We start from the raw sequence: 26,370 nt of genomic DNA on the forward strand, positions 1-26,370 counted from the left end.
TGAAAAGCACCACTGCAACGACGAATATCAATATAAGATGCCGTCAAGACAGCAAAAACGCCCAATAAACCACCATTTCATGGCTGCCGGTTAGCACTTTGGCTGAATTTTGCCCCCAGCTGAGTTGTGAGAAAACAGGCTTTAGTCAGACAGCTTCTGACAGGGCAGCCGTTTTCCCTCACGGTGGCTCTGGCGGGCCAGATCCAGCAGTGCCATTACCGCCAGTGCCTCGCCAGCTGGCACCGGGTTGCTCCCTTCGCCCTTGATGGCGGCGCAGACGCCGCGATAGTAAGCGCCATAATCTCCCGACTCACCGACCACGCTCTGCTGCTGCAACTGACCATCGACAATGCGGCTGAGCTGACCTGGCTCTCCATCCACGCCCCAATCCGCTGCCGGTGGCCGCTTGCCCTGCTTGAGCTGATCTTCCTGCACATCCATACCGAACTTGATAAACGACCCTTCACTACCGTGGATCACGAAGCGTGGCATGGTGGCCGAGACCAGACAGCTGCCGTGTAAAACGACCCGCAGCGCACCATAGCCCAGCACCACGTGGAAGTAGTCGTCCGCCAACGCGCCGGAACGCTGCTCTGCCAGATCCGCCTGCAGCCAGTCCGGCTGACCGAACAGCTGCAACGCTTGATCCAGCACATGGGGGCCGAGATCGAACCAGAGGCCGGAGCCCGGGCCACCCGCTTCGCGCCAGCGCTGGCGCACCTCGGGGCGATAGCGATCGAAGTGGGATTCGAACTGGGCGATCTGCCCCAGCGCGCCCTCTGCCAGCAGACGGCGCACGGTGAGAAAATCCCCGTCCCAGCGCCGGTTGTGGAAGATGCTGAGCAGTCGCTGCTGTTTTTCGGCCAGCTCGACCAGCGCTTGCGCTTCGGCCAAGTCCAGTGCAAACGGCTTGTCGATCACCACATGTTTGCCAGCCAGCAGTGCCTGGCGGGCGAGGGGGCATGGGTATCGTTGGGGGTAGCTATCACCACCAGATCGACGCTGTCATCGGCCAGCACCTGTTCCAGCGACCCGACCCGACAGCCGGGCAGATCGGCCTGCACCTTGGCTGCATCGCGGCTCACCACCCAGCTCAGGGACAAGCCTGGCGTGGTGGATAGGAAGGGGGCGTGGAAGGTCTTGCCTGCAAAGCCATAGCCCACCAGGGCTGCGTTAAGAGAGTGACTCATCGGGTGTGCTCCGCTGATATCGAGTGAGTGTGGTTGCCATCACCGGCTGGCTGCCGGATGGCCATACGCTGTATAGGCGATACAAAAGAGAAGGGGGCCGTTGGCCCCCTGAGTGTGCCCATCAGAGCACAGGATTTATTGCAAACACAAGCTGCGTCCGCGGCGGGTCATCAGCATCACCAGGGGCGGCAGCAGCAGCCACATGTGGAGTGCCAGCTGGCTGAGCGGGTCTGCCGTTAGTAAGCCGGTCAGGCCAACCAGCGCGCCGGATCCGCTCATCTGGAACAGGCCGAGCAGGGCGGCGGCGGTACCGGCGCAGTGGCCGAACGGTGCCAGCGCCATTCCGGCGGCAGAGCCCAAAATCATGGCAAAGCCGATGCTGGAGAGGAACACCGGCCCCATCATCGCCAGCGGATGTTCGATGTGCATCGCCAGGGTCAGTATGATGGCGGAGAGGAGCAATACCAGCAGGCCGATGCGCAGGGTGCGTCTTGGCCCCACCTTGGCGATAAAACGGGGGGCCATGAAGCAAGCCAGAATGTTGAGCGCGGCGTTGGCGGTAAACCAGTAGCTAAAGCCACTCATATCCAGCCCCAGTTTCACCATCAGCTGCACCGGTGCAGCAGTGACATAGGCGAGGATCACTGCCATCGCCAGCATGCAGAGCGCTGCGTTGAACAGAAAGCTGGGGGAGCGCAGTACCGGGCTGTAGCGGGACCAGCTGATCAGTGCCCCTTCGCTGCGTGTTGCGTTCGGGCGAGTCTCCGGCATCCGCCACATCAGCCAGCTGCCGACGATGACCGCATAACCGGCCATAAACCAGAAGTTGGCTGACCAGCCCGCCTTGGCGGTGAGCCAGCCACCGAGCAGGGGCGCCAGTGCTGGAATAAAGCAGATGGCACCATTGAGGTAGGAGATCATCTGGCCGCTCTTTTTCGGGCCGTAGCTGTCACGCACCACCGAGAAAGCGGCCACCGAGGTGGCGCAGGCGCCGAAGCCCTGCAGCACCCGGGCCAGCATCAGCTCGCCGAGACTGGCGGCAAAACCGGCCGCCAGTGCGCTCAGGCCATAGAGCAGCACGCCACCCAGGGCGATGGGCTTGCGACCGTAGCGATCGGCCAGCGGCCCGACCAATAGCTGACCCAGCCCCATGCTGAACAGGAACCAGGTGATGGTGCCCTGCATCAGGGTCACTTCGGCGCCCAACTGCTCGGCCATTTGCGGAATGGCGGGCAGATAGATGTCGATGGCCAGCGGACTGAACAGCACCAGTAGCACAAGTAAAAGAATCAATGGCATCAGTCACCTCGGGGCGTGGGGGAAATTTGATTGGGGCGCGAGTCTACTGACTCACAGTAATGAATTGAAATGGTATTTTATCACTTATGTTATTCCGCTATGGAAACATGCATTCAACAGCACCGGCTAACAGGAGCTTGGCCTTCATCACATGTCAGGCTAGCGCCGCGAATTGGCGCTTTTACTAAACCCTTGCGCCGCATAGAATGCGCAGATTATTTTTGCGGAGGTGCGTGATGAACAAGCTTGTCCTGGCAACAGGGAACCAGAAAAAGGTGAAGGAATTGGCCGCCATGCTGGCCGATATGAAGATCCAGGTGATCCCGCAGAGCGAGTTTGCAGTCTCCGATGCCGAAGAGACCGGCACCACCTTCGTCGAGAATGCCATCATCAAGGCCCGCCACGCTGCCCGCATTACCGGTCTGCCCGCCGTTGCCGATGACTCGGGTCTGGAAGTGGATCTGCTGCACGGTCGTCCCGGTGTCTACTCGGCCCGTTTTGCCGGCCCGGATGCCAGCGACAAGGATAATATTGAAAAGCTGCTGGGCGAGCTTGCGGGTGCACCGGATTACCTCAAAAGTGCCCGCTTCTGGTGCGTGCTGGTCTATATGCGTCACGCCGACGATCCCACCCCCATCATCTGTCAGGCAAGCTGGGAAGGGGTGATCATCGATGAGCCGCACGGTCAACACGGCTTTGGTTATGACCCCGTGTTCTTCGTGCCGGATCACGACTGCACCGCTGCCCAGATGCCCGCCGAGCTGAAAAACCAGCTCAGCCACCGCGGTCAGGCGCTGGCCAAACTGAAAGCGGCGCTGGCCGCTCACTGAGTTTTTGCCAGCCTCGCCCATCGCGTATTGTCATCTACAATGGGGGCCTTGAGCCCCCGTTTTATTGGAAGTCCCATGCTGCAACTGCCGCCCCTCTCTCTCTATATTCATGTGCCCTGGTGCGTCCAGAAGTGCCCCTATTGTGACTTCAACTCCCACGCCCAGAAGGGAGAGCTGCCTCACCTCGAATATGTCGCCGCCCTGCTCGAAGATCTGGATCAGGATCTGAAGTGGGCACAGGGGCGGCCGCTCTCCTCGATCTTTATCGGCGGTGGCACCCCCAGCCTGTTGACGGTAGAGGCGATGCAAACCCTGCTGGATGGGGTACGGGCTCGCATACCGCTCACTGCAGATTGCGAGATCACCATGGAGGCCAACCCGGGCACGGTGGAAGCGGACAAGTTCGCCGGTTTCAAGCGCGCTGGCATCAACCGCATCTCCATCGGGGTGCAGAGCTTCCAGCAGGAAAAGCTGACCCGTCTCGGCCGCATCCATGGCCCGGAAGAGGCGCGCAAAGCCGCTGCACTGGCCCATGCCATCCAACTGCCGACCTTCAATCTCGATCTGATGCACGGTCTGCCGGATCAGAGTCTGGATGATGCCCTCTATGACCTGCAGCAGGCCATCGACTGCGCACCGCCGCATCTTTCCTGGTATCAGCTCACCATAGAGCCGAACACGGCGTTTGCCTCCAAGCCGCCGCGGCTGCCGGAAGATGACACCCTGTGGGATATCTACGAACAGGGCCACGCCATACTCACCGCCAGCGGTTATCGCCAATACGAGATCTCGGCTTATGCCAAAGAGGGCTACCAGTGCCATCACAACCTTAACTACTGGCGCTTTGGTGACTATCTGGGGATTGGCTGCGGCGCCCACGGTAAGATGACCGATCTCGCGAACCAACAGATCCTACGCACCGCCAAGGTGAAGCATCCGAAAGGGTATCTGGATAAGAGTCGCCCCTATCTGGACGAGCAGTGGCAGGTGACTGCAGATGATCTGCCGCTCGAGTACTTTATGAATCGCTTCCGGCTGTTCGAACCGGCCCCCAAGGCGGAGTTCGAGGCATACACAGGTCTGGAGCTGGAGCGGGTGGAGACGGTGCTCGCCATCGCCCAGAGCAAGGAGCTGATCGAAGATCTGGGGGATAGCTGGCAGCTCACCTCCCTCGGCCATCGCTATCTCAACGTGCTGCTCGAACTCTTTATGGATGAGTGAAAACGGGTTCACGATCTTGCTGCGAAGCCGTGATCAAGGTTCATGCACTGCTCGGAATCCTCACGTATGTCTATACGCTCCGGTTCCTGCGCTGCTCTTCACCTTGCTGACAGCTTCTCGCGACAGGTCGTGAGCCAGTTTTGGCGAACCGTGTTTCGAGATAACAATCAGGGCGCCATTGGCGCCCTGATTGTTTGTGGTCGGTAGAAACCCGCTCAGCAGCAGACGCTGATCATCTGCTGTTGGCCGGGCTCCCACCGCTTGCCAAATTTGGCCTTGCGCTGGTAACTCCCCTTGCCCTTCTTGTTGCGCTCGACCCGGCTGCGAAACAGCGGATCACAGAGCAAGGCGTGCAGATGGTTATCCTTTATCTCGCCACGCTGATGGGCATAGTTGCCCCCTTGCGCATGCTCCTCACGGGGGAGGGCGGGTTGGTCGACCCGAGTTTTGGCCATGATGGCTCCTCGTCTTCTCTTGGGATGTTAACTCTTGTTACAGGATGGCGGTTTTCGCTGCAGGCGCCTGTTCAGGTGGGCGCCCGACAACCGGATGCGTCAGCACCGGTTAAAAACGCGGCGATTTTGTCACCAAATCGCCGCGGGAGCAATGAGTCGGGCGCGTAGAGTCAGCCGCACTGCGTCAGGCTCGCTCGGTCAGGCATACCGTGTCAGCCGTGAACCTGGTCATGCTGGTCGTGGCTGTGATGCTCGTGATGGGCCGGGGCGCCAGATTCCAGCGTCTCGAGGATGGCGCAGTGTTCCGCCGAGCGGGGGCCGCCGCAGCAGATATTGGAGAGCTCGCGCAGGTTGTCGCGAAAGCGGGTCAGCTCGATGATCTTCTGCTCCACCTGGGCCAGCTTGGTGTCGGCTACTGCTTTCACCTCCTGACAGGTCACCCTGGCTTTGTTGGTATCAAGATCGAGCAGCTCGCCGATGTCGGCCAGCGAGAATCCCACCGACTTGGCGCGAATGATGAACTCCAGCCGCCGCCTGTCCTGTTCGCTGTAGAGGCGGTAGCCGGATTGGTTGCGGATCCCCGGTGAGATAAGCCCGTTCTTCTCGTAAAAACGCAGAGTATCTGCTTTGACCCCGCACGCCTTGGCCAGTTCACCGATCCGATACATGCTCTCTCTCCCCTTGGATATAGCCGCAATAAAAACCGGAATCCACTATCGCCCCTTTGCCAATGGATTGCCAGCCAAGGGCATAAAAGGGGCAGATAAACGTCTCCTTGCGGCCCTTTTTCCGATAAAACACTGAAAGTGCAAACGTTTCGAGAAAATCAAGTAGAAAACGTTTAACGCCGCGCCAAATAAGGCTTTGCAGTTTTAAAAAATCCACCACAGGTCACATTTTTTGTGTAGAATACGCGCCCATAACAGAGCGCTGCGTCAAGCGGGCATTTCTTAAAACACCTTTGCCTTTGAACGACTATTTGGGTGAGAGTGGTTTGCGAAATCCCCCACTTCCATTTATTTGGGGACTCTCTGTGTTTGGTGCGACCCAAGTGCGCTTGCCTTCCATGGAACGGTCCCCGTTATGTTGAGGACGATAGTGTGATGGAACAAGCTCGACCCATTCGCCGTGCACTGCTGAGTGTGTCTGACAAAACGGGCATTCTGGAATTTGCCAAGGCACTCAACGAGCGTGGTGTTGCCCTGCTCTCCACGGGTGGTACCGCCAAGCTGCTTGGCGAGGCGGGTCTGCCGGTGACCGAGGTCTCCGACTACACGGGTTTCCCTGAAATGATGGATGGCCGGGTCAAGACCCTGCATCCCAAGGTTCATGGCGGCATCCTCGGCCGTCGGGATCAGGATGACGCCATCATGGCCCAGCACGCTATCTCCCCCATCGACATGGTTGTCGTCAACCTCTACCCCTTCGCCGCAACGGTGGCCAAAGTGGGCTGCACCCTGGCTGATGCGGTCGAGAACATCGACATCGGCGGCCCGACCATGGTGCGCTCTGCGGCTAAAAACCACAAAGATGTCGCCATCGTCGTCAATGCTGCCGACTACGATCGGGTTATTCGCGAGATGGATGCCAACGGCAACAGCCTGAAGCTGGCGACCCGTTTCGATCTGGCCATCGCTGCTTTCGAGCACACCGCCGCCTATGACGGCATGATCGCCAATTACTTCGGCACCATGGTGCCTAGCTATGGCGACAACAAGGAGGGTGACGAGGAGTCCCGCTTCCCGCGCACCTTCAACAGCCAGTTCATCAAGAAGCAGGATATGCGCTACGGCGAAAACAGCCATCAGGCTGCCGCCTTCTACGCCGAAGAGCATGCCGCGCCGGGTTCCGTCTCCAGCGCCACCCAGCTACAGGGCAAGGCGCTCTCCTACAACAACATCGCCGATACCGACGCGGCGCTGGAGTGTGTGAAGGAGTTCAGCGAACCGGCCTGCGTCATCGTCAAGCATGCCAACCCCTGCGGTGTGGCCATCGGTGACGACCTGCTGAGTGCCTACGATCGCGCCTACCAGACCGACCCCACCTCGGCCTTCGGCGGCATCATCGCCTTCAACCGTGAGCTGGATGGCGCCACTGCGGCAGCCATCGTTGCCCGCCAGTTTGTTGAGGTGATCATCGCCCCGACCGTCAGCCAGGAGGCCCGCGACGCGGTCGCTGCCAAGCAGAACGTGCGTCTGCTGGAGTGCGGTCAGTGGACGGCTCCAGCGCAAGGGTTTGACCTCAAGCGCGTCAATGGCGGCCTGCTGGTACAGGAGCGGGATCTCGGCATGGTGACCTTGGGTGACCTGACCGTGGTCAGCAAGCGCCAGCCGACCGAGGCCGAGCTGCAAGATCTGCTGTTCTGCTGGAAAGTGGCCAAGTTCGTCAAATCCAACGCCATTGTCTACGCCAAAGATGGCCAGACCATCGGCGTCGGCGCCGGCCAGATGAGCCGCGTCTACTCCGCCAAAATCGCCGGTATCAAGGCGGCGGATGAAGGGCTGACCGTGGCGGGTTCCGTGATGGCGTCCGATGCCTTCTTCCCGTTCCGCGACGGTATCGATGCTGCCGCGCAGGCCGGTATCTCCTGCGTGATCCAGCCGGGTGGCTCGATGCGCGATCAGGAGGTGATCGACGCCGCCAACGAGCACGGCATGTGCATGGTGTTCACCAACATGCGCCATTTCCGTCATTGATGGGTCAGGGGCTGCCGATGGCGGCCCTTTTGTTGTCTCTTTTCAACTGACTATTGCCACTGGCTGACGGCCCGAGAGGCCGCCTGGTGACCACAAATAGAAGCGAGCGATACGATGAAAGTACTGATCATTGGTAACGGTGGCCGCGAACACGCCCTGGCCTGGAAGGCCAAACACTCCCCACTGGTACGCCACGTCTTCGTGGCACCGGGCAATGCGGGCACCCAGCTTGAGCCGGGTGTCGAGAACGTTGCCATCGAGGCGACCGATATCGAAGGGCTGCTGGCCTTTGCCAAAGAGAAGCGCATTGGCCTCACCATCGTCGGGCCGGAAGCACCGCTGGTCAAAGGGGTGGTAGATGCTTTCCGCGCCGCCGGTCAGCCCATCTTCGGCCCGACTGCTGCCGCCGCCCAGCTGGAAGGCTCCAAGGCCTTCACCAAGGACTTCCTGGCCCGTCACGCTATTCCGACTGCCGACTACCAGAACTTCACCGAGGTGGAGCCTGCGCTTGCCTATCTGCGCGAGAAGGGCGCCCCCATCGTCATCAAGGCCGATGGTCTGGCGGCGGGCAAGGGGGTGATTGTCGCCATGACCTTGCAGGAAGCGGAAGACGCGGTGCGCGACATGCTCTCCGGCAATGCGTTTGGTGAAGCGGGCTCCCGAGTGGTGATAGAAGAGTTTCTGGATGGCGAAGAGGCGAGCTTCATCGTCATGGTTGACGGCGAGCACGTGCTGCCGATGGCGACCAGTCAGGATCACAAGCGGGTTGGCGACGGCGATACCGGCCTCAACACCGGTGGCATGGGGGCTTACTCGCCAGCACCGGTAGTGACTGCCGACGTGCATAAAAAGGTGATGGAGCAGGTGATCATGCCGACCGTGCGCGGCATGGCGGCCGAAGGCAACGTCTACACCGGCTTCCTCTACGCCGGTCTGATGATCGACGGCGCAGGCAACCCCAAGGTGATCGAGTTCAACTGCCGCTTTGGCGATCCCGAGACCCAGCCCATCATGCTGCGGATGCAGTCTGATTTGGTGGAGCTCTGCCTGGCCGCTTGCGCAGGCAAGCTGGATCAGAAAGAGGCCATCTATGATCCCCGTGCCGCCATCGGCGTGGTACTGGCAGCGGGTGGTTATCCCGGCGATTACAGCACCAATCACCCCATCAGCGGCTTGCCGGTGGATGAGGTGGCTGGCGAGAAGGTGTTCCATGCCGGTACCCGACTGGAGGGCGATACCAGCCTGACCCAGGGTGGCCGCGTGCTGTGCGCTACCGCCCTCGGCCACACGGTTGCAGAAGCCCAGCAGCGTGCCTATCAGCTCGCTGGTCGTATCAAGTGGGATGGCGTCTTCTACCGCAAGGATATCGGCTGGCGCGCCATTGCTCGCGAACAGGAGTAACTGACGCAAGCCATTGGCCAGCTGATCCAGACCCCGCTACGGCGGGGTTTTTTGTCTCTGTCAGTCGGCATCAACCATCATCTTGCCGTGCATCACCGGCGTTCAATCAGTTACCAAGTGCAAACAAGCGCGGCATACCTGTCACTATTTGCCACAAAAAACAGCATCTTTCACAAACTCTTCACTATGAGTCATGGCATTATGCTGTTGATGAATTGCTGTCTGGATTCATAAGTACCCCTAACAATTCGAGCATGTCGTTATAAATAAGGAAATCCCATGTTGAAAACCGTTCGCCCCCTGCTGCTGCCCCTGATGTTTGGCCTGATGACCCTGCCTGCCGTGGCGGGAGATCTGGAGCAGCCGATGAAGAAGATTGGCTTCAACTACAAGCAGGCCGTCAAGGCTGATGATGCTGCCACCATGGAGAAGCACATCAACGAGATGAAGGCCCAGCTGGACGTAGCCAAACAGAAGAACATGCCGGCTGCCAAGAAAGAGAAGTTCCTTGAAGGGATGAACGAGGTACAGACCGAGCTGGACGCCAGCCTGGCCGCACTCAAGGCGGGTGATGAGGCTAAGGCGCGCGAACATTTGGCCAAGGTCAACGACCTGAAGAAGGAGTACCACAAATATGCCAAGCAGAAAGGGTGAGCCTTTTCGCTGGGATGCGCTGGTTCGCCTGACCCACTGGGGGTGGCTGCGGTTTGCATCGGCAACCTCTGGGTTAACGAAGCGGGGGAGCAGTGGCACGAGTGGCTGGGTTACGGTGCCATTGCCCTGATCACCTTGCGGCTGCTGTGGGGAATCTCGTTTGCCAAGGGCCATGCCCGTCTGGGTGCCCTCATTCCCGGTGGCGATGATTTTCGCCAGCAGGCGCGCGAGATGCGTGAGCGGCAACCTCCGGCACCGGGTCATCACGGCAGCGGCAAGCTGGCTGTGTGGGCGCTCTGGCTGGTGGTGCTGGCCACCGCTGGCAGCGGCTGGTTTCAAAATACCGAGATGGGTTTTGAACTGGGGGCTGACGAGTGGCATGAGTGGTGTGTATTGGTGTTGCAGGGGCTGATTGGCCTGCACCTGCTGGCCATTGTGTTCACCTCCTGGCGTCAGCGCAGCAATCTGGTCACCCGGATGCTGCCTGCCATCGGGCGTCGCTCATCCATCCAGAGCAGCAACGAGCAAACCTGAGGCTCAGCATTAGGCTCCTTGCGATCCCTCTGATTGAGGCGCCTGATCCGGACCCTGCCCAGACCCGCCAATGGCGGGTCTTTTCTATGGCGTCATCAATGGAAGTTGCCCGGATGGCAGATGCAAAAAGGCCGCTCATGATGAGCGGCCTTTTCTAATTTGGTGGCCCCTGGCGGACTTGAACCGACGACCAATCGATTATGAGTCGACTGCTCTGACCAACTGAGCTAAGGGGCCAAATTGTGCATTTAGCGGCGAGGATTATAGGGTAAGAGGAAAGGGCAGTCTATAGGCAGATCAACCACTTGGCGACTAAATAAGCAGTTGGATACATGGTGTTGAACCGGTAGAGGAGCCGATAGCGGATAAAATAAAGCCCCGCATGGCGGGGCTTTGACAGGGCAGGCTCAGGACTATTCGTCCAGGAAGCTGCGCAGCACTTCCGAGCGGCTCGGGTGGCGCAGTTTACGCAGTGCCTTGGCTTCAATCTGACGAATACGCTCACGGGTGACATCGAACTGCTTGCCCACTTCCTCAAGGGTGTGGTCAGTGTTCATGTCGATACCAAAGCGCATCCGCAGTACCTTGGCCTCACGGGCAGTAAGACCAGCCAGCACGTCGCGAGTGGCGTTACGCAGGCTTTCGCTGGTCGCCGCATCCGCTGGCAGAGCAAGGGTGGTATCTTCGATGAAGTCACCCAAGTGGGAATCTTCATCATCACCGATCGGCGTCTCCATGGAGATGGGCTCCTTGGCGATTTTCAGAACCTTGCGGATCTTGTCTTCCGGCATACCCATGCGCATAGCCAGCTCTTCCGGGTTCGGTTCACGACCCATCTCCTGCAGCATCTGACGGGAGATACGGTTGAGCTTGTTGATGGTCTCGATCATGTGTACCGGGATACGGATGGTACGAGCCTGATCCGCGATGGAGCGGGTAATGGCCTGACGGATCCACCAGGTGGCATAGGTCGAGAACTTGTAGCCACGACGGTATTCAAACTTGTCTACCGCCTTCATCAGACCGATGTTGCCCTCCTGGATCAGATCCAGGAACTGCAGACCACGGTTGGTGTACTTCTTGGCGATAGAGATAACCAGACGCAAGTTGGCTTCAACCATCTCTTTCTTCGCTCGGCGGGCTTTTGCCTCACCGATGCTCATGCGACGGTTGATATCCTTGATCTGGGCAATCGACAGACCGGTCTCTTCTTCGATCTGCTGCAGTTTGCCGATGGCGCGCAGTACGTCTTCAGCCATCTCGACCAGACGGGGAGACCAGGCTTTACCAGCCTGCTTCTGGTACTCAAACCAGGCACTATCACACTCGTTGTTGGTGAAGGCAGCGACGAAGGTTTTCTTCGGCATCTTGGCCTGCTCAACGCAGAGTTTCAGGATGATACGTTCCTGTACGCGGACGCGCTCCATCATTTCGCGCATGTTGTTGACCAAGCGATCGAACTGCTTGGGCATCAGGCGGAATTGACGGAACACATCGGCCAGCTGAGCGATGGCAGCCTGGGTATCTTCGTGCGCACGGCCATTCTTCTGAATGGAGAGGCGGGTTACCTCATACTGGGCGCGCAGCTCGCCAAACTTCTCGCGAGCGACTTCCGGATCCGGGCCACTGTCACCTTCATCATCCGAGTTGTCGCCATCCTCGTCTTCATCTTCGTCCTCTTCCTCGTCCTCATCAGCCAGATCATCTTCGCTGAGTTCAGAGCCGATATGGGTGGCAGTAGGCGCCACATCTTCGGTTTCGTTAGGATCGATAAAGCCTGAGATGATGTCAGAGAGACGCAGTTGCTCGGCTTCGTACTTGTCGTACTGTTCGAGCAGATAGGTAATTGCTTCAGGGTACTCTGCCACAGAGCTTTGTACCTGATTGATACCGTCTTCGATCCGTTTGGCGATGTCGATTTCGCCTTCACGGGTCAGCAGTTCGACGGTACCCATTTCCCGCATATACATGCGGACGGGATCGGTCGTACGACCAATCTCAGATTCAACAGATGCCAGTGCCTGGGCCGCTGCTTCGGCAGCGTCCTCATCGGCGGTACCACCTTCAGCCATGATAAGGTCATCGGCATCCGGAGCGTTTTCAACCACTTGAATGCCCATATCGTTGATCATCTGGATGATGTCTTCGATCTGGTCTGAATCGACAATGTCTTGCGGGAGGTGATCGTTCACCTCGGCATAGGTCAGGTAGCCCTGTTCTTTACCTTTGGCAACGAGGAGTTTAAGCTGAGACTGCGGGGTTTGCTCCATAGAACTCATCCGGTTGGTGATGCTAGGTTACGCGTACGGTGTACTGCTGCGCAAATAGCCAATTCTAATAGAAAACCGCCAGACATGCTATGTCTGGTTGCGGCGTCGGTCGTGAGAAACCCCTGCCCGCAGTATTGTCGGGGCCAGGCGGTTATAAAAATTTTGCTTTTCATCCCGTCGTTTCGGGCAACGTTATCCATATTGGGGCTAACCACTCAAATATCAAGCCCCACCCTCATTTCTTTTCTCAATTTGTACCTCTCTGATCAGCATCATCAACTCTTGGGTTTCATCGGAGCTTAGTCCTTCCTGAGCCACTTTGGCCTGTAATTCTTCGATTCTTTGTTTCAGAAACTGGTTGATGAAGCCGACGAAGGTATCCTGTAACTCGCCCAGAATATCAGGTTCCTGGTCAAGCCGGACCTCTTCGAACAGATCGTGCATGGCCAGCTGAGCGAGGATCTCGCCCTCTTTGGTGCCACGCCAGTGTTCCAGCAAGATACCTGTGGTGATGGCTGGTTGTGCCAGGATTTGCTGGTGCAGTTGCAGCAGGAACTTGATCCCTTGTACGCGCAGTCCGACCAATTCTGGCATGGGGGGCAGTTCAGCCGTCACGGCCGGATATTGCACCATCAGCGCCAGCGCCCTACGCAATGGCGTCAGCTTGACTGCATTGGGTTTGTTGACCTCGGCTTTGGGCTGGCTGTTGCGGGCAAAGAGCTCGGCGATACGCTGCTTGTTCTCGCCCCAGCGCATCATGCTGGAGAGGCGGGTGATCAATCCTTCGCGGGTAAACCCTTCCGGTACCCGGCGAATAAGCTCAGCTGCCTTGTTGGCCACTTCGAACTTGCCTGCCTCACCGCTGAGAGCCGCATCCCGTCCGAGACGTTCGAACATGAAGTCAGCGAACGGTTGGGCCTCATCGAGCAGGGCTTCAAAGCCCTCCTTGCCAATCTGGCGTACCAGCGAGTCGGGATCCTCGCCATCCGGCAGGAACACGAATTTCAGCTCGCGGCCATCCTGCAGATGGGAGAGGGCGTTATCCAGCGCTCGCCAGGCGGCTTCACGTCCGGCTTTATCGCCATCGTAGCAGCAGACCACCTCGGCGGTGGTGCGAAACAGGGTGTGGATATGGTCGCTGGTTGTCGCAGTGCCCAGCGCAGCCACCGCATAGTCGATGTCGTACTGACCGAGCGCCACCACATCCATGTAGCCTTCCACCACCAGGATCCGGCGCGGATCCTTGTGTGCCTGTTTCACTTCATAGAGGCCAAACAGCTCACGCCCTTTATGGAAAATGGGGGTTTCTGGCGAGTTCAGGTACTTGGGGGTGCCGTCACCCAGCACCCTGCCACCAAAACCGATGACCCGGCCGCGCTTGTCGCGGATCGGGAACATGATGCGGTCGCGAAAGCGATCATAGCTACCTGGGCCATTGTCACGGGTGATCAGCATGCCGCCCGAGATGAGCAGCTGTTCGTGATCCCGGCTTGCGCCAAAGCGGCGGCGCACCTGATCCCAGTCACTGGGGGCGTAGCCAATGTTGAATCGTTTGACCACTTCACCGGTCAGACCGCGACCTTTGAGGTACTCCACCGCATGGGGAGCGCTCTTGAGATTGCTCTCGTAGAAGCGGGCGATCTGGTTCATCAGCTCAAAGAGGTCTTTGCTGACGGCTGGCTGGCTATTGGCCGAGCCGCCAATGCTCTGTTCGCGAGGTACCTGCATGCCTTGCGTGCTGGCGAGTTCTTCGATGGCATCTGGAAATTCGAGGCCGTCATACTCCATGACAAAACCGATGGCATTGCCGTGGGCACCACAACCGAAACAGTGATAGAACTGTTTCTCTTGGCTGACGGTAAATGAGGGGCTTTTTTCGTTATGGAAAGGGCAGCAAGCCTGGTAGTTCTTACCGGCTTTTTTCAGCCGCACTCGTGAGTCGATCAGCTCGACTATGTCTGTGCGAACGAGCAGATCGTCGATAAAGGATTGGGGGATCCTGCCTGCCATAACCATCCTGATTCATTGCGGAAAAAATAAAAAAGCCGCGCATTCCAAGGGAAGCACGGCTTCTTCTACTAAACAAGAGAGTTGCCTGTTACGCCAAGCGGGTTTTCACCTGAGCACTGACGGCGCCGACATCGGCACGCCCCTGAATTTTCGGCTTCAAGACAGCCATGACTTTGCCCATATCAGCCATGACGGCAGCACCACTTTCAGTGATGGCTTGCTCAATCAGTGCGGCAATTTGATCAGCGGTCAGCTGTTGTGGCAGGAATTCCTGCAGTACAACAATCTCGGCGGACTCTTTGTCGGCGAGATCCTGGCGATCGGCAGCTTCAAACTGGCTGATGGAATCGCGGCGCTGTTTGACCATTTTGGTCACGACAGCGAGGATATCCTCATCATTGAGCTCGATACGGGTATCAACTTCACGTTGCTTGATTTCTGCCATCAACAAACGGATCGTCCCCAAGCGAGCCTTATCTCTGGCAAGCATGGCGAGTTTTTGTTGATCCTTGAGTTGATCCTTCAGAGACACGGCATTGACTCCTGATTAGTACAGGCGGATACGACGTGCGTTTTCGCGAGACAGCTTTTTGGCGTGACGCTTAACAGCAGACGCTTTAGCGCGCTTACGAATGGTAGTCGGCTTCTCGTAGAACTCACGGCTACGAACTTCGGACAGGATACCGGCCTTTTCGCAAGAACGCTTGAAGCGACGCAGAGCAACGTCAAACGGCTCATTTTCACGGACTTTGATTACTGGCATGTGCCTTTCACCTCAGTGATAAATTGTTAGCTGACCTTCAATCGATCAGCATGACTTAAAATGGTGCGAAATTATACTCTGGACAGGGAATGAAAGTAAACCCGCAGAGATCGCTCTGGTTTAAAAAACCCGCGAAGGTTACCATAGCCGTCTCATTTTAGCAGTGAAATTTTTTAGCAATGCGTGTATTGGGCATAGAGACATCCTGTGACGAAACCGGGATCGCGATCTTCGATGATCAAAAAGGGATCCTTTCCCATCAGTTATACAGCCAGGTCAAGCTGCATGCGGATTACGGTGGCGTGGTCCCCGAGCTCGCCAGCCGGGATCATGTTCGCAAGACGATCCCGTTGATCCAGGCCGCATTGCAAGAGGCGGGACTGGGTAAAGATGACATTGACGGCATCGCCTATACCGCGGGTCCTGGCCTGGTCGGTGCCATTCTGGTGGGGGCAACCATTGGCCGCTCGCTGGCGATGGCGTGGGACAAGCCGGCGATCGCCGTCCATCATATGGAAGGCCATCTGTTGGCCCCGATGCTGGAAGAGCGGGCCCCCGCGTTCCCCTTCGTGGCGCTGCTGGTTTCCGGTGGCCACTCCATGTTGGTGCGGGTTGATGGTATCGGCAGCTATCAGTTGCTGGGGGAATCCATCGACGATGCCGCTGGCGAAGCGTTCGACAAGACCGCCAAGCTGATGGGGCTGGACTACCCGGGCGGTCCGCTGCTCTCCCGTCTGGCCGAAAAAGGCACCACCGGGAGCTTCAAGTTTCCACGGCCCATGACGGATCGCCCCGGGCTTGATATGAGCTTCTCCGGGCTCAAGACCTTTGCGGCGAATACCATTGCCGCCAACGGTGACGATGAGCAGACCCGTGCCGATATTGCCCGTGCATTTGAAGATGCGGTGGTCGACACCCTGTCGATCAAGTGTCGTCGTGCCTTGCAGGAGACCGGCCTTAAACGTCTGGTGGTGGCCGGCGGTGTCAGTGCCAACCGTCACTTGCGCGCCCAGCTGGCAGAGCTGATGGAGGGCCTCCATGGCGAGGTGTTTTATCCGCGTACTGAATACTGCACCGACAATGGCGCCATGATCGCGTATGCAGGTATGCAACGATTGAAAGCGGGGGTGTTTGAACCGCTGGCAGTCAAGGCGGTGCCACGCTGGCCGCTGGATACCCTGGATCCGGTCTGATCCGCAGGATCCTGCACCTTGATGGCGCGGTGGATGTGATGATGAGCATGAGCCATGGGATGCACCAGAGGCGCTTACAGGGCTACTGAGGCATCATCACTGTGATGGTTGGATAGCTATCTAGCAGTGCCATCCGAAGTGTCAGCTGCTCTATGTGCAGCGATAAAAAAATCCCCGCCACTTGGCGGGGATTTTTGTTTGGCGCTCGGGGCTCGATGCGATTAGAGCATGATGCCGCCGAAGAAGAAGCCCAGCGCGACGGCGCAAGCAATGGTAGCGACACCAGGTACAAAGAAGGGGTGGTTAAATACCGCCTTGCCGATACGGGTGGAGCCAGTGTCATCCATTTCAACCGCAGCCAGCAGGGTTGGATAGGTTGGCAGCACGAACAGGGCGCTCACCGCTGCGAAAGAGGCAATCGCAGTCAACGGGCTGACACCCAGCGCCAGTGCAGCAGGCATCAGGGCTTTGGTGGTGGCACCTTGTGAATAGAGCAGCATGGCGGCGAAGAACAGCACCACGGCCAGCAGCCAGGAGTACTGGTTCAGCAGGTCGCCCGCGATCAGCTGGATGGTATCCATGTTGCCTTTCACAAAGACGTTACCCAGCCAGGCGACACCCAGTACGCAGATACAGGCGGACATACCGGACTTGAAGGTCGGCATGTTGGTCACTTGAGTGGCGTCCAGTTTGCACACCAGAGTCATGATGGTGGCAGCGGCCAGCATGATGCCCATGATGGCACCGTCACGTGGGATCGGCGGGTTGGCGATCAGGCCCACTTTGCCGGAGATAGCGGTGGCGTAAGCCATAACCGCAATGATGGCGGAAATAAAGATCCACACAGAAACCTTGGCGTAAGGCTTCAGCTCAAGCTTGGTGGTGCCACGCAGCTTGATCAGGCCTCTGGCTTTGCGATCCAGGTAGACTTCGTCTTGCTCCAGCGGCTTGCCCAGCATGTTGGCGACAAAGGCACCTATGATACAGGCCAGGAAGGTGGACGGGATGCAGATGGCCAGCAGGGTCAGGTAGTCAACACCGAACGGCTCCAGCATGCCGGAGAAGGCAACCACAGCAGCAGAAATCGGGGATGCTGTGATGGCGATCTGGGAGGCGATAACAGCGATGGAGAGCGGACGGGATGGGCGGATCCCTTGCTCTTTAGCCACTTCAGCGATAACTGGCAGAGTGGAAAAAGCAGTATGGCCGGTACCAGCCAGCATGGTCATCAGATAGGTGACGATCGGTGCGGCGAAGGTGATGTATTTGGGGTTTTTGCGCAGTGCTTTCTCTGCCAGGGAGACCAGATAGTCCATCCCGCCAGCCAGCTGCATACAGGCGATGGCGCAGATAACAGACATGATGATCATGATTACATCCCAAGGGATGTAGCTCACCAGTTGATCACTCGGGATGGGCATGCCCAGACCCCAGGTCAGTACCAGAACCCCCAGACCACCGGCAAAGCCGATGCCGATGCTGCCTATCCTCGCCCCCAGATAGATGGCGCCGAGCACCACAAGTAACTCGATTAAAATCATAGCGATAACTCCATTTATTTAGTTTTTGGTTTTTATTTGGCAAAAAGCCAATTCCCGATCGGGCTGGGGATAAAGACCAATCGGGAACTGACTTTAATGGGCCGGGAAGATCCCGGCCCATACTCGCGTTATACGGTGGCTTCGCGGGTGAAACGCTTGGCTTTGTATTGCGGGTTCATCAAGTTCTCGATGGAGAGAATTTCGTCCAGTTGCTCGGCGCTCAGCAGGCCGCGCTCCAGAACGACTTCGCGGACGTTCTTGCCGGTCTGGGCACAGATCTTGCCGACGATGTCACCTTCGTGGTGACCGATGAAGGGGTTCAGGTAGGTCACGATACCGATGGAGTTCAGTACGTGGTTCATGCAGATTTCCGGGTTAGCGGTGATCCCTTCCACGCACTTCTCGCGCAGGGAGATACAGGCTTTCTCCATCAGGCTCAGGGATTCGAACATCGCCTGACCAATCACTGGCTCCATGACGTTCAGCTGCAGCTGACCGGCTTCGGCGGCGAAAGTGATAGTGATGTCGTTACCGAACACCTTGAAGCAGGACTGGTTGACCACTTCCGGAATAACCGGGTTGACCTTGGCTGGCATGATGGAGGAACCCGCCTGCATTTCCGGCAGGTTGATCTCTTTCAGTGCAGTGCGCGGGCCGGAGGAGAGCAGACGCAGGTCATTACAGATCTTGGAGAGCTTCATGGCCAGACGCTTGATGGCGCCGTGCAACATGACGTAGGCGCCACAGTCGGAGGTCGCTTCGATCAGATCTTCTGCCGGTACATAAGCACGGCCAGTGATCTCAGCCAGATGCTTGATGGCGAGGGCAGAGTACTCTGGCGGGGTGTTCAGACCGGTACCAATGGCAGTGGCGCCCAGGTTCACTTCCAGCAGCAGCTCCTGGCAACGCTTGATGGACTTGATCTCTTCACGCAGGGTAACGGCAAAAGCATGGAATTCCTGACCCAGGGTCATCGGAACTGCATCCTGCAGCTGGGTACGACCCATCTTCAGGATGTTTTTGAATTCAGCAGCCTTGGCATCGAATGCGGCGATCAGATGCTCCAGTGCATGCAGGGTCACATCAGTGCTGTTCACCACGGCAACGCGGAAACCGGTAGGGTAGGCGTCGTTGGTGGATTGGCACTTGTTAACGTGGTCGTTCGGGTTGATAACGTCGTAGTTGCCTTTTTCCAGACCCATGATTTCCAGGGCGATGTTGGCCAGTACTTCGTTGGTGTTCATGTTGACGGAGGTGCCGGCACCACCCTGGTAAACGTCGACCGGGAACTGGTCGAAGCATTTGCCGGTGCTGAGCATCAGGTCGCAGGCTTCTACGATCTTGTCAGCAATTTCAGGACGGATGGTACCCAGCTCGCCGTTTGCCAACGCCGCAGCTTTCTTGGTCAATACCATGCCGCGGACAAACTCGGGAACGTCAGAAATCTTCTGAGAGCTGATCTTGAAGTTCTCGACTGCGCGCAGGGTATGCACACCGTAGTAAAAATCATTGGAAACTTCTTTGGTGCCCAGCAGGTCTTCTTCAATGCGGACGTTCTTGATGTCGCTCATTGTAATGCCTCAGAAATCAGAAAAATGGAAAAAATCCTCACCGAGTGGTCGCGAGTTCCTTGCGCACAGCTCATCCTGAAGCACCACACATCGAGTGGGGCAGTTGGGAGCACGGCCCCCGAATTACTGGCCGATATACTACTCCAATTGAGGTATCGGTTATTAGAGCTAGATCACTAAATTTGAGTCATTTTCAAATTACTTTGATGAACGCATACATATGTTGCGAGCTGCACATGGTTATGTTTTTTAAGAGCTTTTTTTAGAATCTGCTGATTTTTTAGATTGCTGATGACGTAGGTGTCAGTTGAAGAGCTTGAAAAGAGGGGGATAGCCCCCATTTATTCAGGGTAAAGAGTGGGGATGAAGCTGCAGAAGTGTCACCGATGTACTGCTGTTTGACGGGCCCCGCTGTTTCTCAATTTACTGGTATTGGAGTGGATATGGGCAAGTTGTTTCTGTTGTTGGTGGGACTGGTGGTATTGGAGCTCACCGTGATGATCGAGGTCGGCTCCGTGATTGGCGCACTGCCGACCGTCGGCTTGCTCATCCTGACCGCGGTGCTGGGATCGTCTCTGGTACGTAATGAAGGGATCAAAACCCTGTTCAGCGCTCAACAGAAGATGCAGATGGGCGAGATGCCAGGCCGTGAGGTGATGGGTGGCATGATGTTGGCGCTGGCCGGCTTGCTGCTGATCATTCCTGGCTTTGTGACTGACTTCGTGGGTGTGTTGCTGTTGCAACCCTGGCTGCGCAACAAGCTGGCCGACAAGCTGATCGGCAGCAACCCGTTCCGGATGCAGATGGGGGGTTTTAATCAGGGAGCGCAGTCGCCGTTTGGCCAGCCTTCATCTGAAGAACCTCGGGTGCAACCCAAGCAGGGCGGCACCACCATTGAAGGTGAATTCGAACGCAAAGAGTAATCAGTGAATGGAACCGGGGCTGTAACGGATCAGGGTTGGCCCTGATGACACAGCGCCTCGAAGCGGTGTCGGGCATACCACCAGGCGAGGGTGCCCGCCGCCAGATTGGCCAACAATATTCCCAGATAGATCCCCTGTTCTCCCCCCAGTTTTGCCCCCAGCCATGCCCCTGGCAACAGGAAACCAAACAGTCGTAGCCCGTTGAACAAGAACGAGATACTTGATGCCCGCACGCCATTGAGCGCAGAAGCTAACAGCATCACCATCCCCTGAAAGCCGTAACCAATCGGCACCAGATGCAGGTAAAGAGTGATCAAGCGCACCACCTGTGGCTGCTCGCTAAACAGCCTGGCAATAAAGGGTGCAAGCAGCCAGGTCAGGCCATAGATGGCGAGCTGGAACAGCAACGCAAAACCCATACAGCTTTGTAGTGCAGCCTTGGCGCGGGCTGGATTGCCTGCGCCGCAGTTTTGCGAGATGAAAGGGGCAAGCACGGAGGCAAGGGCCATCATCACGATCAGCAGCAGCGCTTCGACTCGCGAGGCCGCGCCGTAGGCGGCCACTACTTCGGTGCCAAGGCCGGCGAAAAACGTCATCAGCACCGCATTGGCCAAGGGGTTGAGCATATTGGTAAAGGATGCCGGTACTGCGACATGAAGCAGTGAGCGCCAGTGCTGAAACAGTCTGGGTCGAGCAGAGAGGCGCCACAGCAGTAAACCTTCTCGATGGCGCAAGATATAGAGGCTGACCAGCATCGCCATCAACCAGGAAATAGAGGTAGCAATGGCCGCCCCGCGGATCCCCCATTCGGGAAACGGGCCTATGCCGAAGATCAGCAAGGGATCCAGCACGCCGTTGACCAACCCGGCCACCGCCATCACCACGCTAGGGGTCTTGGTATCCCCGGTCGCGCGAATAGCGGCATTGCCCACCATGGGCAACACCAGCATGGGCACGGTCAGATACCAGATCAGCATGTAGTCATGGATAAGGGAGATAAGCTCGGCACTGGCACCCAGCAGGGTAAACAGCGGTTTGATGGTGAGTGCGCCGCCCACGGAGAGCAGGGTCACCATGATCACCGCCAGAAACAGACTGTCGGTGGCAAGATGAGCGGCCTCATCGTGCTTGCCTTGCCCCAGGGTATGGCCGATCACCGCAGATAGCCCGGCCCCCAATCCCATGGCGAGGGAGGTGACCACAAAGGTGACCGGAAAGGTAAAACTGATGGCGGCCAGCGCCTGAGTACCCAGCATGCCGATAAAAAAGGTATCGACCAGGTTGAACGCCAGAATGGCGATGATGCCGAAGATCATTGGGCCCGTCATCTGGCGCAGTACGACAGGGATAGGTGCTGTCAGCATGGGGTTAGTGCGGGTCAATGGCGAGTCTCTGTATCTGACTTTGAGGATTCAGGCATGGCAGCGATGGGATGAATCCGGCTTTTATCCATGGTGAGGACACGGGCGAACAATCGAAGAGCTTCATAGTACGTGAAAATATTTTTTTTGTATTTGCCCTTGAAGGGTTAGCTACTTTGCCCCACATCAGTGCCATATCTAATTTGGTCAGAAACGGCCATTCCTCAAAGCAACAATAAGACTCATTTTGGGAGAGTTATCGATGAAAATTCGTCCGCTGCACGACCGCGTCATCATCAAGCGCATCGAAGCTGAAGCCAAATCCGCCGGTGGTATCGTTTTGACGGGTACCGCGGCCCAGAAGTCCACCCGTGGTGAAGTGCTTGCCGTGGGGACTGGTCGCATCCTGGATAATGGCGAAGTCAAAGCGCTGGCAGTGAAGGTGGGTGACAAGGTTATCTTCAACGAAGGCTACGGCGTAAAGACCGAAAAGCTGGATGGTCAGGATGTACTGATCCTCTCCGAAACCGACATCCTGGCGATTGTCGAAGCGTAATCCATCCTCCTTTTTCCCCGAATTGATTTAAGGATTGAAGAAAAATGGCAGCTAAAGACGTTAAGTTTGGTAACGAAGCCCGCATCAAGATGCTGGAAGGCGTAAACATCCTGGCCGATGCGGTCAAGGTCACCCTGGGCCCGAAAGGCCGCAACGTGGTGCTGGACAAGTCCTTCGGCGCCCCGACCATCACTAAAGATGGTGTTTCCGTTGCGCGCGAAATCGAGCTGGAAGACAAGTTCCAGAACATGGGCGCCCAGATGGTCAAGGAAGTTGCTTCCAAGGCTAACGATGCCGCCGGTGACGGTACTACTACTGCAACCGTTCTGGCTCAAGCCATCGTCAACGAAGGCCTGAAAGCCGTCGCGGCTGGCATGAACCCTATGGATCTGAAGCGCGGTATCGACAAAGCCGTTGTGGCTGCCGTTGCCGAGCTGCAAGCGCTGTCCCAGCCTTGCGCTGACAGCAACGCCATCGCTCAGGTAGGCACCATCTCTGCCAACTCCGACGAGAAAGTAGGCAAGTTGATTGCTGAAGCCATGGATAAAGTCGGCCGTGATGGTGTCATCACTGTTGAAGATGGCCAGGGTCTGGACGATGAACTGGCTGTGGTAGAAGGCATGCAGTTCGATCGCGGCTATCTGTCCCCTTATTTCATCAACAAGCAAGAGACTGGTTCCGTTGAACTGGACGACCCGTTCATCCTGCTGGTTGACAAGAAAGTATCCAACATCCGCGAAATGCTGCCGGTGCTGGAAGGTGTTGCCAAAGCTGGCAAGCCGCTGTTGATCGTTGCTGAAGATGTTGAAGGTGAAGCGCTGGCTACCTTGGTGGTCAACACCATGCGCGGTATCGTGAAAGTCGCAGCCGTTAAGGCTCCGGGCTTTGGCGATCGTCGCAAGGCCATGCTGCAGGACATCGCCGTACTGACCGGTGGTACCGTGATCTCTGAAGAAGTGGGCATGGAGCTGGAAAAAGCGACTCTGGAAGATCTGGGTCGTGCCAAGCGCATCGTCATCACCAAAGAGAACACCACCATCATCGATGGCGTGGGTGATGCAACCGTGATCGAAGGCCGTGTTGCCCAGATCCGTCAGCAAATCGAAGATACGTCTTCTGATTACGACCGTGAGAAGCTGCAAGAGCGCGTGGCCAAGTTGGCCGGTGGTGTTGCGGTCATCAAGGTTGGTGCTGCCACTGAAGTCGAGATGAAAGAGAAGAAAGCCCGTGTTGACGATGCCCTGCACGCAACTCGCGCTGCCGTTGAAGAGGGTGTGGTTGCCGGTGGTGGTGTTGCGCTGGTGCGCGTTGCTGCCAAGCTGGTTGGCCTGCGTGGCGACAACGAAGACCAAAACGTGGGTATCAAGGTTGCCTTGCGTGCCATGGAAGCTCCGCTGCGTCAGATCGTGATCAACGCCGGTGAAGAAGCCTCTGTCATTGCCAACGCAGTGAAGAACGGTGAAGGCAACTTCGGTTACAACGCTTACACCGAACAGTATGGTGACATGCTGGCCATGGGTATCCTGGATCCGACCAAGGTTACCCGTTCAGCCCTGCAGTTTGCCTCTTCCATCGCCGGTTTGATGATCACCACCGAGTGCATGATCACCGAGATGCCAAAGAAAGATACTCCAGCCATGCCGGACATGGGTGGTATGGGCGGCATGGGCATGATGTAATCATCATCCCGGCTCTGTTTGAGAAACGGCTCGCCCTAGGCGAGCCGTTTTTTTATATCTGGCTAAACTGAGTCTGTTGAGACAGCACATTTTTGGGAGAGAACATGAACGTTTTTGGTTGCATTGCCCTGCTTCTTTCATTGGTCATCATGCCAACGGCCTCAGCAGAGGCGCTCACCGGACCGGTGATCCTGAAAGTCAGCGGCGATATAAAGTCGACAGATGAGGTGGATGGCAAGGTACTTTTTGACCTAGTCAAGCTGCAGGCGCTGCCACAGCATGAAGTGGTGACCGGCAATCCCTGGGTCGATAAACCGCACCGATATAGAGGACCCAAGCTGGCGGACCTGTTGGCTTCGGTTGGGGCTAATGGTAAAACTGTTATCCTGACAGCATTGAACAGTTTCCAGATCAGTATCGAGTGGGACAAAGTCGCTAAGTATGATCCTATTTTGGCATGGCAAGATGATGGGGTAGTCATGCGAGTGCGCGATAAGGGACCGATTTGGTTTATGCTCCCTCTCGATCAGTATCCGGAACTGAAGCGCTCTGAATACACCGACATGATGATCTGGCAGCTTGATTCAATAGACATCCAGCGCTAAGCAGCACGCAACAGGAGCATCGGATGAAAGGAAAGACCAGAACTTGGCCACTGATCGTCATTCTGTATATATCCATCCTGTCGTTTACCGGAAGCACGCTCTACTGCCTGATGCAGATCCAGAACACCACCAGAGCGATGGAGAAATACACCTACGATGTTTCCTGGGCGTTGATGCAGTTGCAATTGGAGCTTGGGCGCTTCCTTACTGCCGTTAGGGTGTATCACTACGGTGGCATCGATCACGATGCCTTGATGCTGCGCTATGACATCCTCTGGAGTAGAACGCCCATTTTGTTGAGCGGCCAGTTGCGCAAAAGCATGGAGGACAAGCAGAAGACCTTACGACTGGTCCAATTAATAGAAAACAATATCCGCAATATTGAACCCGAGATCACCACCCTTAAAGCTGGCGTCAGCGATTATCAGCAAATTATGATGCGGCTGGAACCTCTTCAAGAGCCGCTTTCCTACTCACTTGCCTCTGTGATGCAAAAGAACATTAACATCTATTCAGATAACGATCGCTATTTTGGTCAGTTGCGCAACGCCTTGCTACTGATGGTGTCCGGTCTGATTGTCTCGGTTCTGTTGCTCAGTATCCTGCTTATATATGAAGGGCGTCGTCATTTTAGAGCGGCAAGGCAGGATCCGCTGACCGGATTGCCCAACCGACTTGCTTTGTTGGAGCGGATGGAGCTGTGCACGACTCAAGACGTGCCGTTTGGGCTGGTGTTGATTGATATCAACGATTTCAGGGATATCAACAGTAAGTTCGGCTATGACACCGGTGATTACTTGCTCAATGAGTTCGCCAATCGAATAAGAGCATTGTGTGGGGAGGGAGAGTGGAGTGGCCGCTTGGGGGGTGACCAGTTTGCCATTATTCAGCGTGGCAGCAGTGATCTGCGCCAGGTTCGGGAGTTGGTTGCTCGCTTACAGAATACGCTCAAGCAGGATATCGTGTATGACAACTATCCATTCCGGCTAGAGGCGGGGGTCGGGATTGCATTTTATCCGATGGACAGCAACAAAACTCAAGAGTTGTTGAGCCATGCAGAGCAAGCGCTGTTTCATAGTCGCAAGACTCAAGTACCTTATGTCATCTACGATAACTCTTTGCTGAACGAGACAGCTCGCCGCAAGCACCTGGCCTCGGACATGATCATGGCGTTAGAGCATAACGCCATGGAGCTCTATTACCAGCCGATAGTCAATCTTGAAAATGGTCGCTGTGAAGCGGTCGAAGCCCTATTGCGTTGGCGCCACCCTGAGTTGGGGTTTATTCCCCCTAATGAGGTGATCATGGTGGCAGAAGAGTTTCAGCTTGCAGAAAGAGTCGGTAGCTGGGTGTTAAATACAGCGTGCCAACAACTTTCGCAGTGGCATCAGCTTGGCTTGGTGGACCTGCAGATGTGCGTCAATATTTCCCCGGGCATGTACCAGCGTAATTTGCTCAAACTGGTAGCCAAGGCATTGATGGAGCATCACTTGCCTGCCCGGAGTCTGGTATTGGAAGTGACCGAAGATACCACCATGCGGGAAGTGAAGAACTCTCTGCAACTTATGCAAGACCTTACCCAGCAGGGAGTATTGCTGGCACTGGATGACTTTGGTAC

At 56.7% G+C, this 26,370-nt stretch carries 22 protein-coding genes, 1 tRNA gene and 2 pseudogenes (1 of these 25 cut by a window edge); 12 read left to right on the forward strand and 13 right to left on the reverse strand.

What is annotated here, in order from left to right; genetic code table 11:
* Positions 1-141 precede the first annotated feature (141 nt).
* Together CK911_RS20275 and CK911_RS20280 are read right to left on the reverse strand one after the other, a co-directional pair.
* Positions 142-1,190 (reverse strand): annotated as a pseudogene (locus CK911_RS20275) (oxidoreductase).
* Positions 1,191-1,325: 135 nt separating this feature from the next.
* On the reverse strand, positions 1,326-2,489 hold the full coding sequence (locus CK911_RS20280; RefSeq protein WP_172954075.1) for a multidrug effflux MFS transporter: 1,164 nt from the start codon (positions 2,487-2,489) through the stop codon (positions 1,326-1,328).
* Between the two features lie 236 nt (positions 2,490-2,725).
* Here CK911_RS20280 and rdgB point away from each other — a divergent pair, with 236 nt between their 5' ends.
* Positions 2,726-3,319, forward strand: coding sequence for an RdgB/HAM1 family non-canonical purine NTP pyrophosphatase (rdgB, locus tag CK911_RS20285; RefSeq protein ID WP_042024421.1), 594 nt, complete (start codon positions 2,726-2,728; stop codon positions 3,317-3,319).
* Positions 3,320-3,394: 75 nt separating this feature from the next.
* Positions 3,395-4,540 carry a radical SAM family heme chaperone HemW gene (hemW, locus tag CK911_RS20290; protein ID WP_042024422.1) on the forward strand — a complete coding sequence of 382 codons (1,146 nt, stop codon included), beginning with the start codon at positions 3,395-3,397 and terminating at the stop codon, positions 4,538-4,540.
* 215 nt (positions 4,541-4,755) lie between these two features.
* On the opposite strand, the gene CK911_RS20295 is transcribed toward hemW, so the two are convergent.
* The 3 genes from CK911_RS20295 to CK911_RS21270 all read right to left on the reverse strand — a co-directional run bounded on the left by CK911_RS20295 (position 4,756) and on the right by CK911_RS21270 (position 5,880).
* Positions 4,756-4,995, reverse strand: a complete 240-nt coding sequence (locus tag CK911_RS20295) for an alternative ribosome-rescue factor A (protein ID WP_033135444.1) — start codon at positions 4,993-4,995, stop codon at positions 4,756-4,758.
* A 212-nt stretch (positions 4,996-5,207) separates the two neighbouring features.
* The gene (gene zntR / locus CK911_RS20300; RefSeq protein WP_098972229.1) at positions 5,208-5,663 is read right to left on the reverse strand and encodes a Zn(2+)-responsive transcriptional regulator; all 456 of its coding nucleotides are present in this window, start codon (positions 5,661-5,663) and stop codon (positions 5,208-5,210) included.
* Complete coding sequence (locus CK911_RS21270; RefSeq protein WP_157774572.1) at positions 5,647-5,880, reverse strand: hypothetical protein; 234 nt, start codon at positions 5,878-5,880, stop codon at positions 5,647-5,649. Before CK911_RS21270 ends, zntR begins: the two co-directional genes overlap by 17 nt.
* A 218-nt stretch (positions 5,881-6,098) precedes the next feature.
* Between CK911_RS21270 and purH the strand changes: the two genes are divergently transcribed.
* The 4 genes and pseudogenes from purH to CK911_RS20320 all read left to right on the forward strand — a co-directional run bounded on the left by purH (position 6,099) and on the right by CK911_RS20320 (position 10,280).
* Positions 6,099-7,691 carry a bifunctional phosphoribosylaminoimidazolecarboxamide formyltransferase/IMP cyclohydrolase gene (gene purH / locus CK911_RS20305; RefSeq protein ID WP_098972230.1) on the forward strand — a complete coding sequence of 531 codons (1,593 nt, stop codon included), beginning with the start codon at positions 6,099-6,101 and terminating at the stop codon, positions 7,689-7,691.
* A 114-nt stretch (positions 7,692-7,805) separates the two neighbouring features.
* Positions 7,806-9,092, forward strand: coding sequence for a phosphoribosylamine--glycine ligase (gene purD, locus CK911_RS20310; protein WP_098972231.1), 1,287 nt, complete (start codon positions 7,806-7,808; stop codon positions 9,090-9,092).
* A 279-nt stretch (positions 9,093-9,371) separates the two neighbouring features.
* On the forward strand, positions 9,372-9,746 hold the full coding sequence (locus tag CK911_RS20315) for a cytochrome b562 (protein WP_005349056.1): 375 nt from the start codon (positions 9,372-9,374) through the stop codon (positions 9,744-9,746).
* Positions 9,727-10,280 (forward strand): annotated as a pseudogene (locus CK911_RS20320) (cytochrome b/b6 domain-containing protein). The gene CK911_RS20315 and the pseudogene CK911_RS20320 overlap by 20 nt, the downstream one beginning before the upstream one ends.
* 160 nt (positions 10,281-10,440) lie before the next feature.
* Here CK911_RS20320 and CK911_RS20325 read toward each other — a convergent pair.
* From CK911_RS20325 to rpsU, 5 genes are all read right to left on the reverse strand, one after another.
* A tRNA-Ile gene (locus CK911_RS20325) sits at positions 10,441-10,517 on the reverse strand.
* Between the two features lie 176 nt (positions 10,518-10,693).
* The gene (gene rpoD, locus CK911_RS20330) at positions 10,694-12,550 is read right to left on the reverse strand and encodes an RNA polymerase sigma factor RpoD (RefSeq protein WP_042024428.1); all 1,857 of its coding nucleotides are present in this window, start codon (positions 12,548-12,550) and stop codon (positions 10,694-10,696) included.
* 222 nt (positions 12,551-12,772) lie between these two features.
* The gene (dnaG, locus tag CK911_RS20335) at positions 12,773-14,560 is read right to left on the reverse strand and encodes a DNA primase (protein WP_098972837.1); all 1,788 of its coding nucleotides are present in this window, start codon (positions 14,558-14,560) and stop codon (positions 12,773-12,775) included.
* An 88-nt stretch (positions 14,561-14,648) separates the two neighbouring features.
* A complete protein-coding gene (locus CK911_RS20340) occupies positions 14,649-15,092 on the reverse strand; it encodes a GatB/YqeY domain-containing protein (RefSeq protein WP_098972232.1) in 444 nt (147 codons plus the stop codon).
* Positions 15,093-15,107: 15 nt separating this feature from the next.
* Positions 15,108-15,323: a 30S ribosomal protein S21 gene (rpsU, locus tag CK911_RS20345; RefSeq protein WP_005309452.1), complete on the reverse strand. Its 216-nt coding sequence runs from the start codon at positions 15,321-15,323 to the stop codon at positions 15,108-15,110.
* A 179-nt stretch (positions 15,324-15,502) separates the two neighbouring features.
* Here rpsU and tsaD point away from each other — a divergent pair, with 179 nt between their 5' ends.
* A complete protein-coding gene (tsaD, locus tag CK911_RS20350; protein WP_098972233.1) occupies positions 15,503-16,516 on the forward strand; it encodes a tRNA (adenosine(37)-N6)-threonylcarbamoyltransferase complex transferase subunit TsaD in 1,014 nt (337 codons plus the stop codon).
* Between the two features lie 221 nt (positions 16,517-16,737).
* Here the strand turns inward: tsaD and CK911_RS20355 are convergent, their stop codons facing one another.
* Both CK911_RS20355 and aspA read right to left on the reverse strand, forming a co-directional pair.
* A complete protein-coding gene (locus CK911_RS20355; RefSeq protein WP_042024432.1) occupies positions 16,738-18,057 on the reverse strand; it encodes an anaerobic C4-dicarboxylate transporter in 1,320 nt (439 codons plus the stop codon).
* Positions 18,058-18,185: 128 nt separating this feature from the next.
* Entirely contained in the window at positions 18,186-19,628 is a 1,443-nt protein-coding gene (gene aspA, locus CK911_RS20360) for an aspartate ammonia-lyase (RefSeq protein WP_098972234.1), read from the reverse strand.
* Between the two features lie 443 nt (positions 19,629-20,071).
* Here aspA and CK911_RS20365 point away from each other — a divergent pair, with 443 nt between their 5' ends.
* Positions 20,072-20,551, forward strand: coding sequence for an FxsA family protein (locus CK911_RS20365; RefSeq protein WP_068977441.1), 480 nt, complete (start codon positions 20,072-20,074; stop codon positions 20,549-20,551).
* Positions 20,552-20,580: 29 nt separating this feature from the next.
* On the opposite strand, the gene CK911_RS20370 is transcribed toward CK911_RS20365, so the two are convergent.
* On the reverse strand, positions 20,581-21,915 hold the full coding sequence (locus CK911_RS20370) for an MATE family efflux transporter (protein WP_253860353.1): 1,335 nt from the start codon (positions 21,913-21,915) through the stop codon (positions 20,581-20,583).
* A gap of 259 nt (positions 21,916-22,174) precedes the next feature.
* Between CK911_RS20370 and CK911_RS20375 the strand changes: the two genes are divergently transcribed.
* The 4 genes from CK911_RS20375 to CK911_RS20390 all read left to right on the forward strand — a co-directional run.
* Positions 22,175-22,468 (forward strand): co-chaperone GroES, encoded by a 294-nt coding sequence (locus CK911_RS20375; RefSeq protein ID WP_033136012.1) that lies wholly within the window; start codon positions 22,175-22,177, stop codon positions 22,466-22,468.
* A 44-nt stretch (positions 22,469-22,512) separates the two neighbouring features.
* Positions 22,513-24,147 (forward strand): chaperonin GroEL, encoded by a 1,635-nt coding sequence (groL, locus tag CK911_RS20380; RefSeq protein ID WP_042024445.1) that lies wholly within the window; start codon positions 22,513-22,515, stop codon positions 24,145-24,147.
* Positions 24,148-24,251: 104 nt separating this feature from the next.
* Complete coding sequence (locus CK911_RS20385) at positions 24,252-24,752, forward strand: molybdopterin-binding oxidoreductase (RefSeq protein WP_098972236.1); 501 nt, start codon at positions 24,252-24,254, stop codon at positions 24,750-24,752.
* A gap of 23 nt (positions 24,753-24,775) precedes the next feature.
* A protein-coding gene (locus CK911_RS20390) for a bifunctional diguanylate cyclase/phosphodiesterase (protein ID WP_098972237.1) crosses the window boundary here: on the forward strand, positions 24,776-26,370 show its 5' portion. It continues 337 nt past the right edge of the window; the window shows 1,595 of its 1,932 coding nt (coding positions 1-1,595); its start codon is at positions 24,776-24,778; the stop codon falls past the right edge of the window.

Source organism: Aeromonas sp. CU5 (assembly GCF_002586745.1).
GTDB lineage: Bacteria > Pseudomonadota > Gammaproteobacteria > Enterobacterales > Aeromonadaceae > Aeromonas > Aeromonas sobria.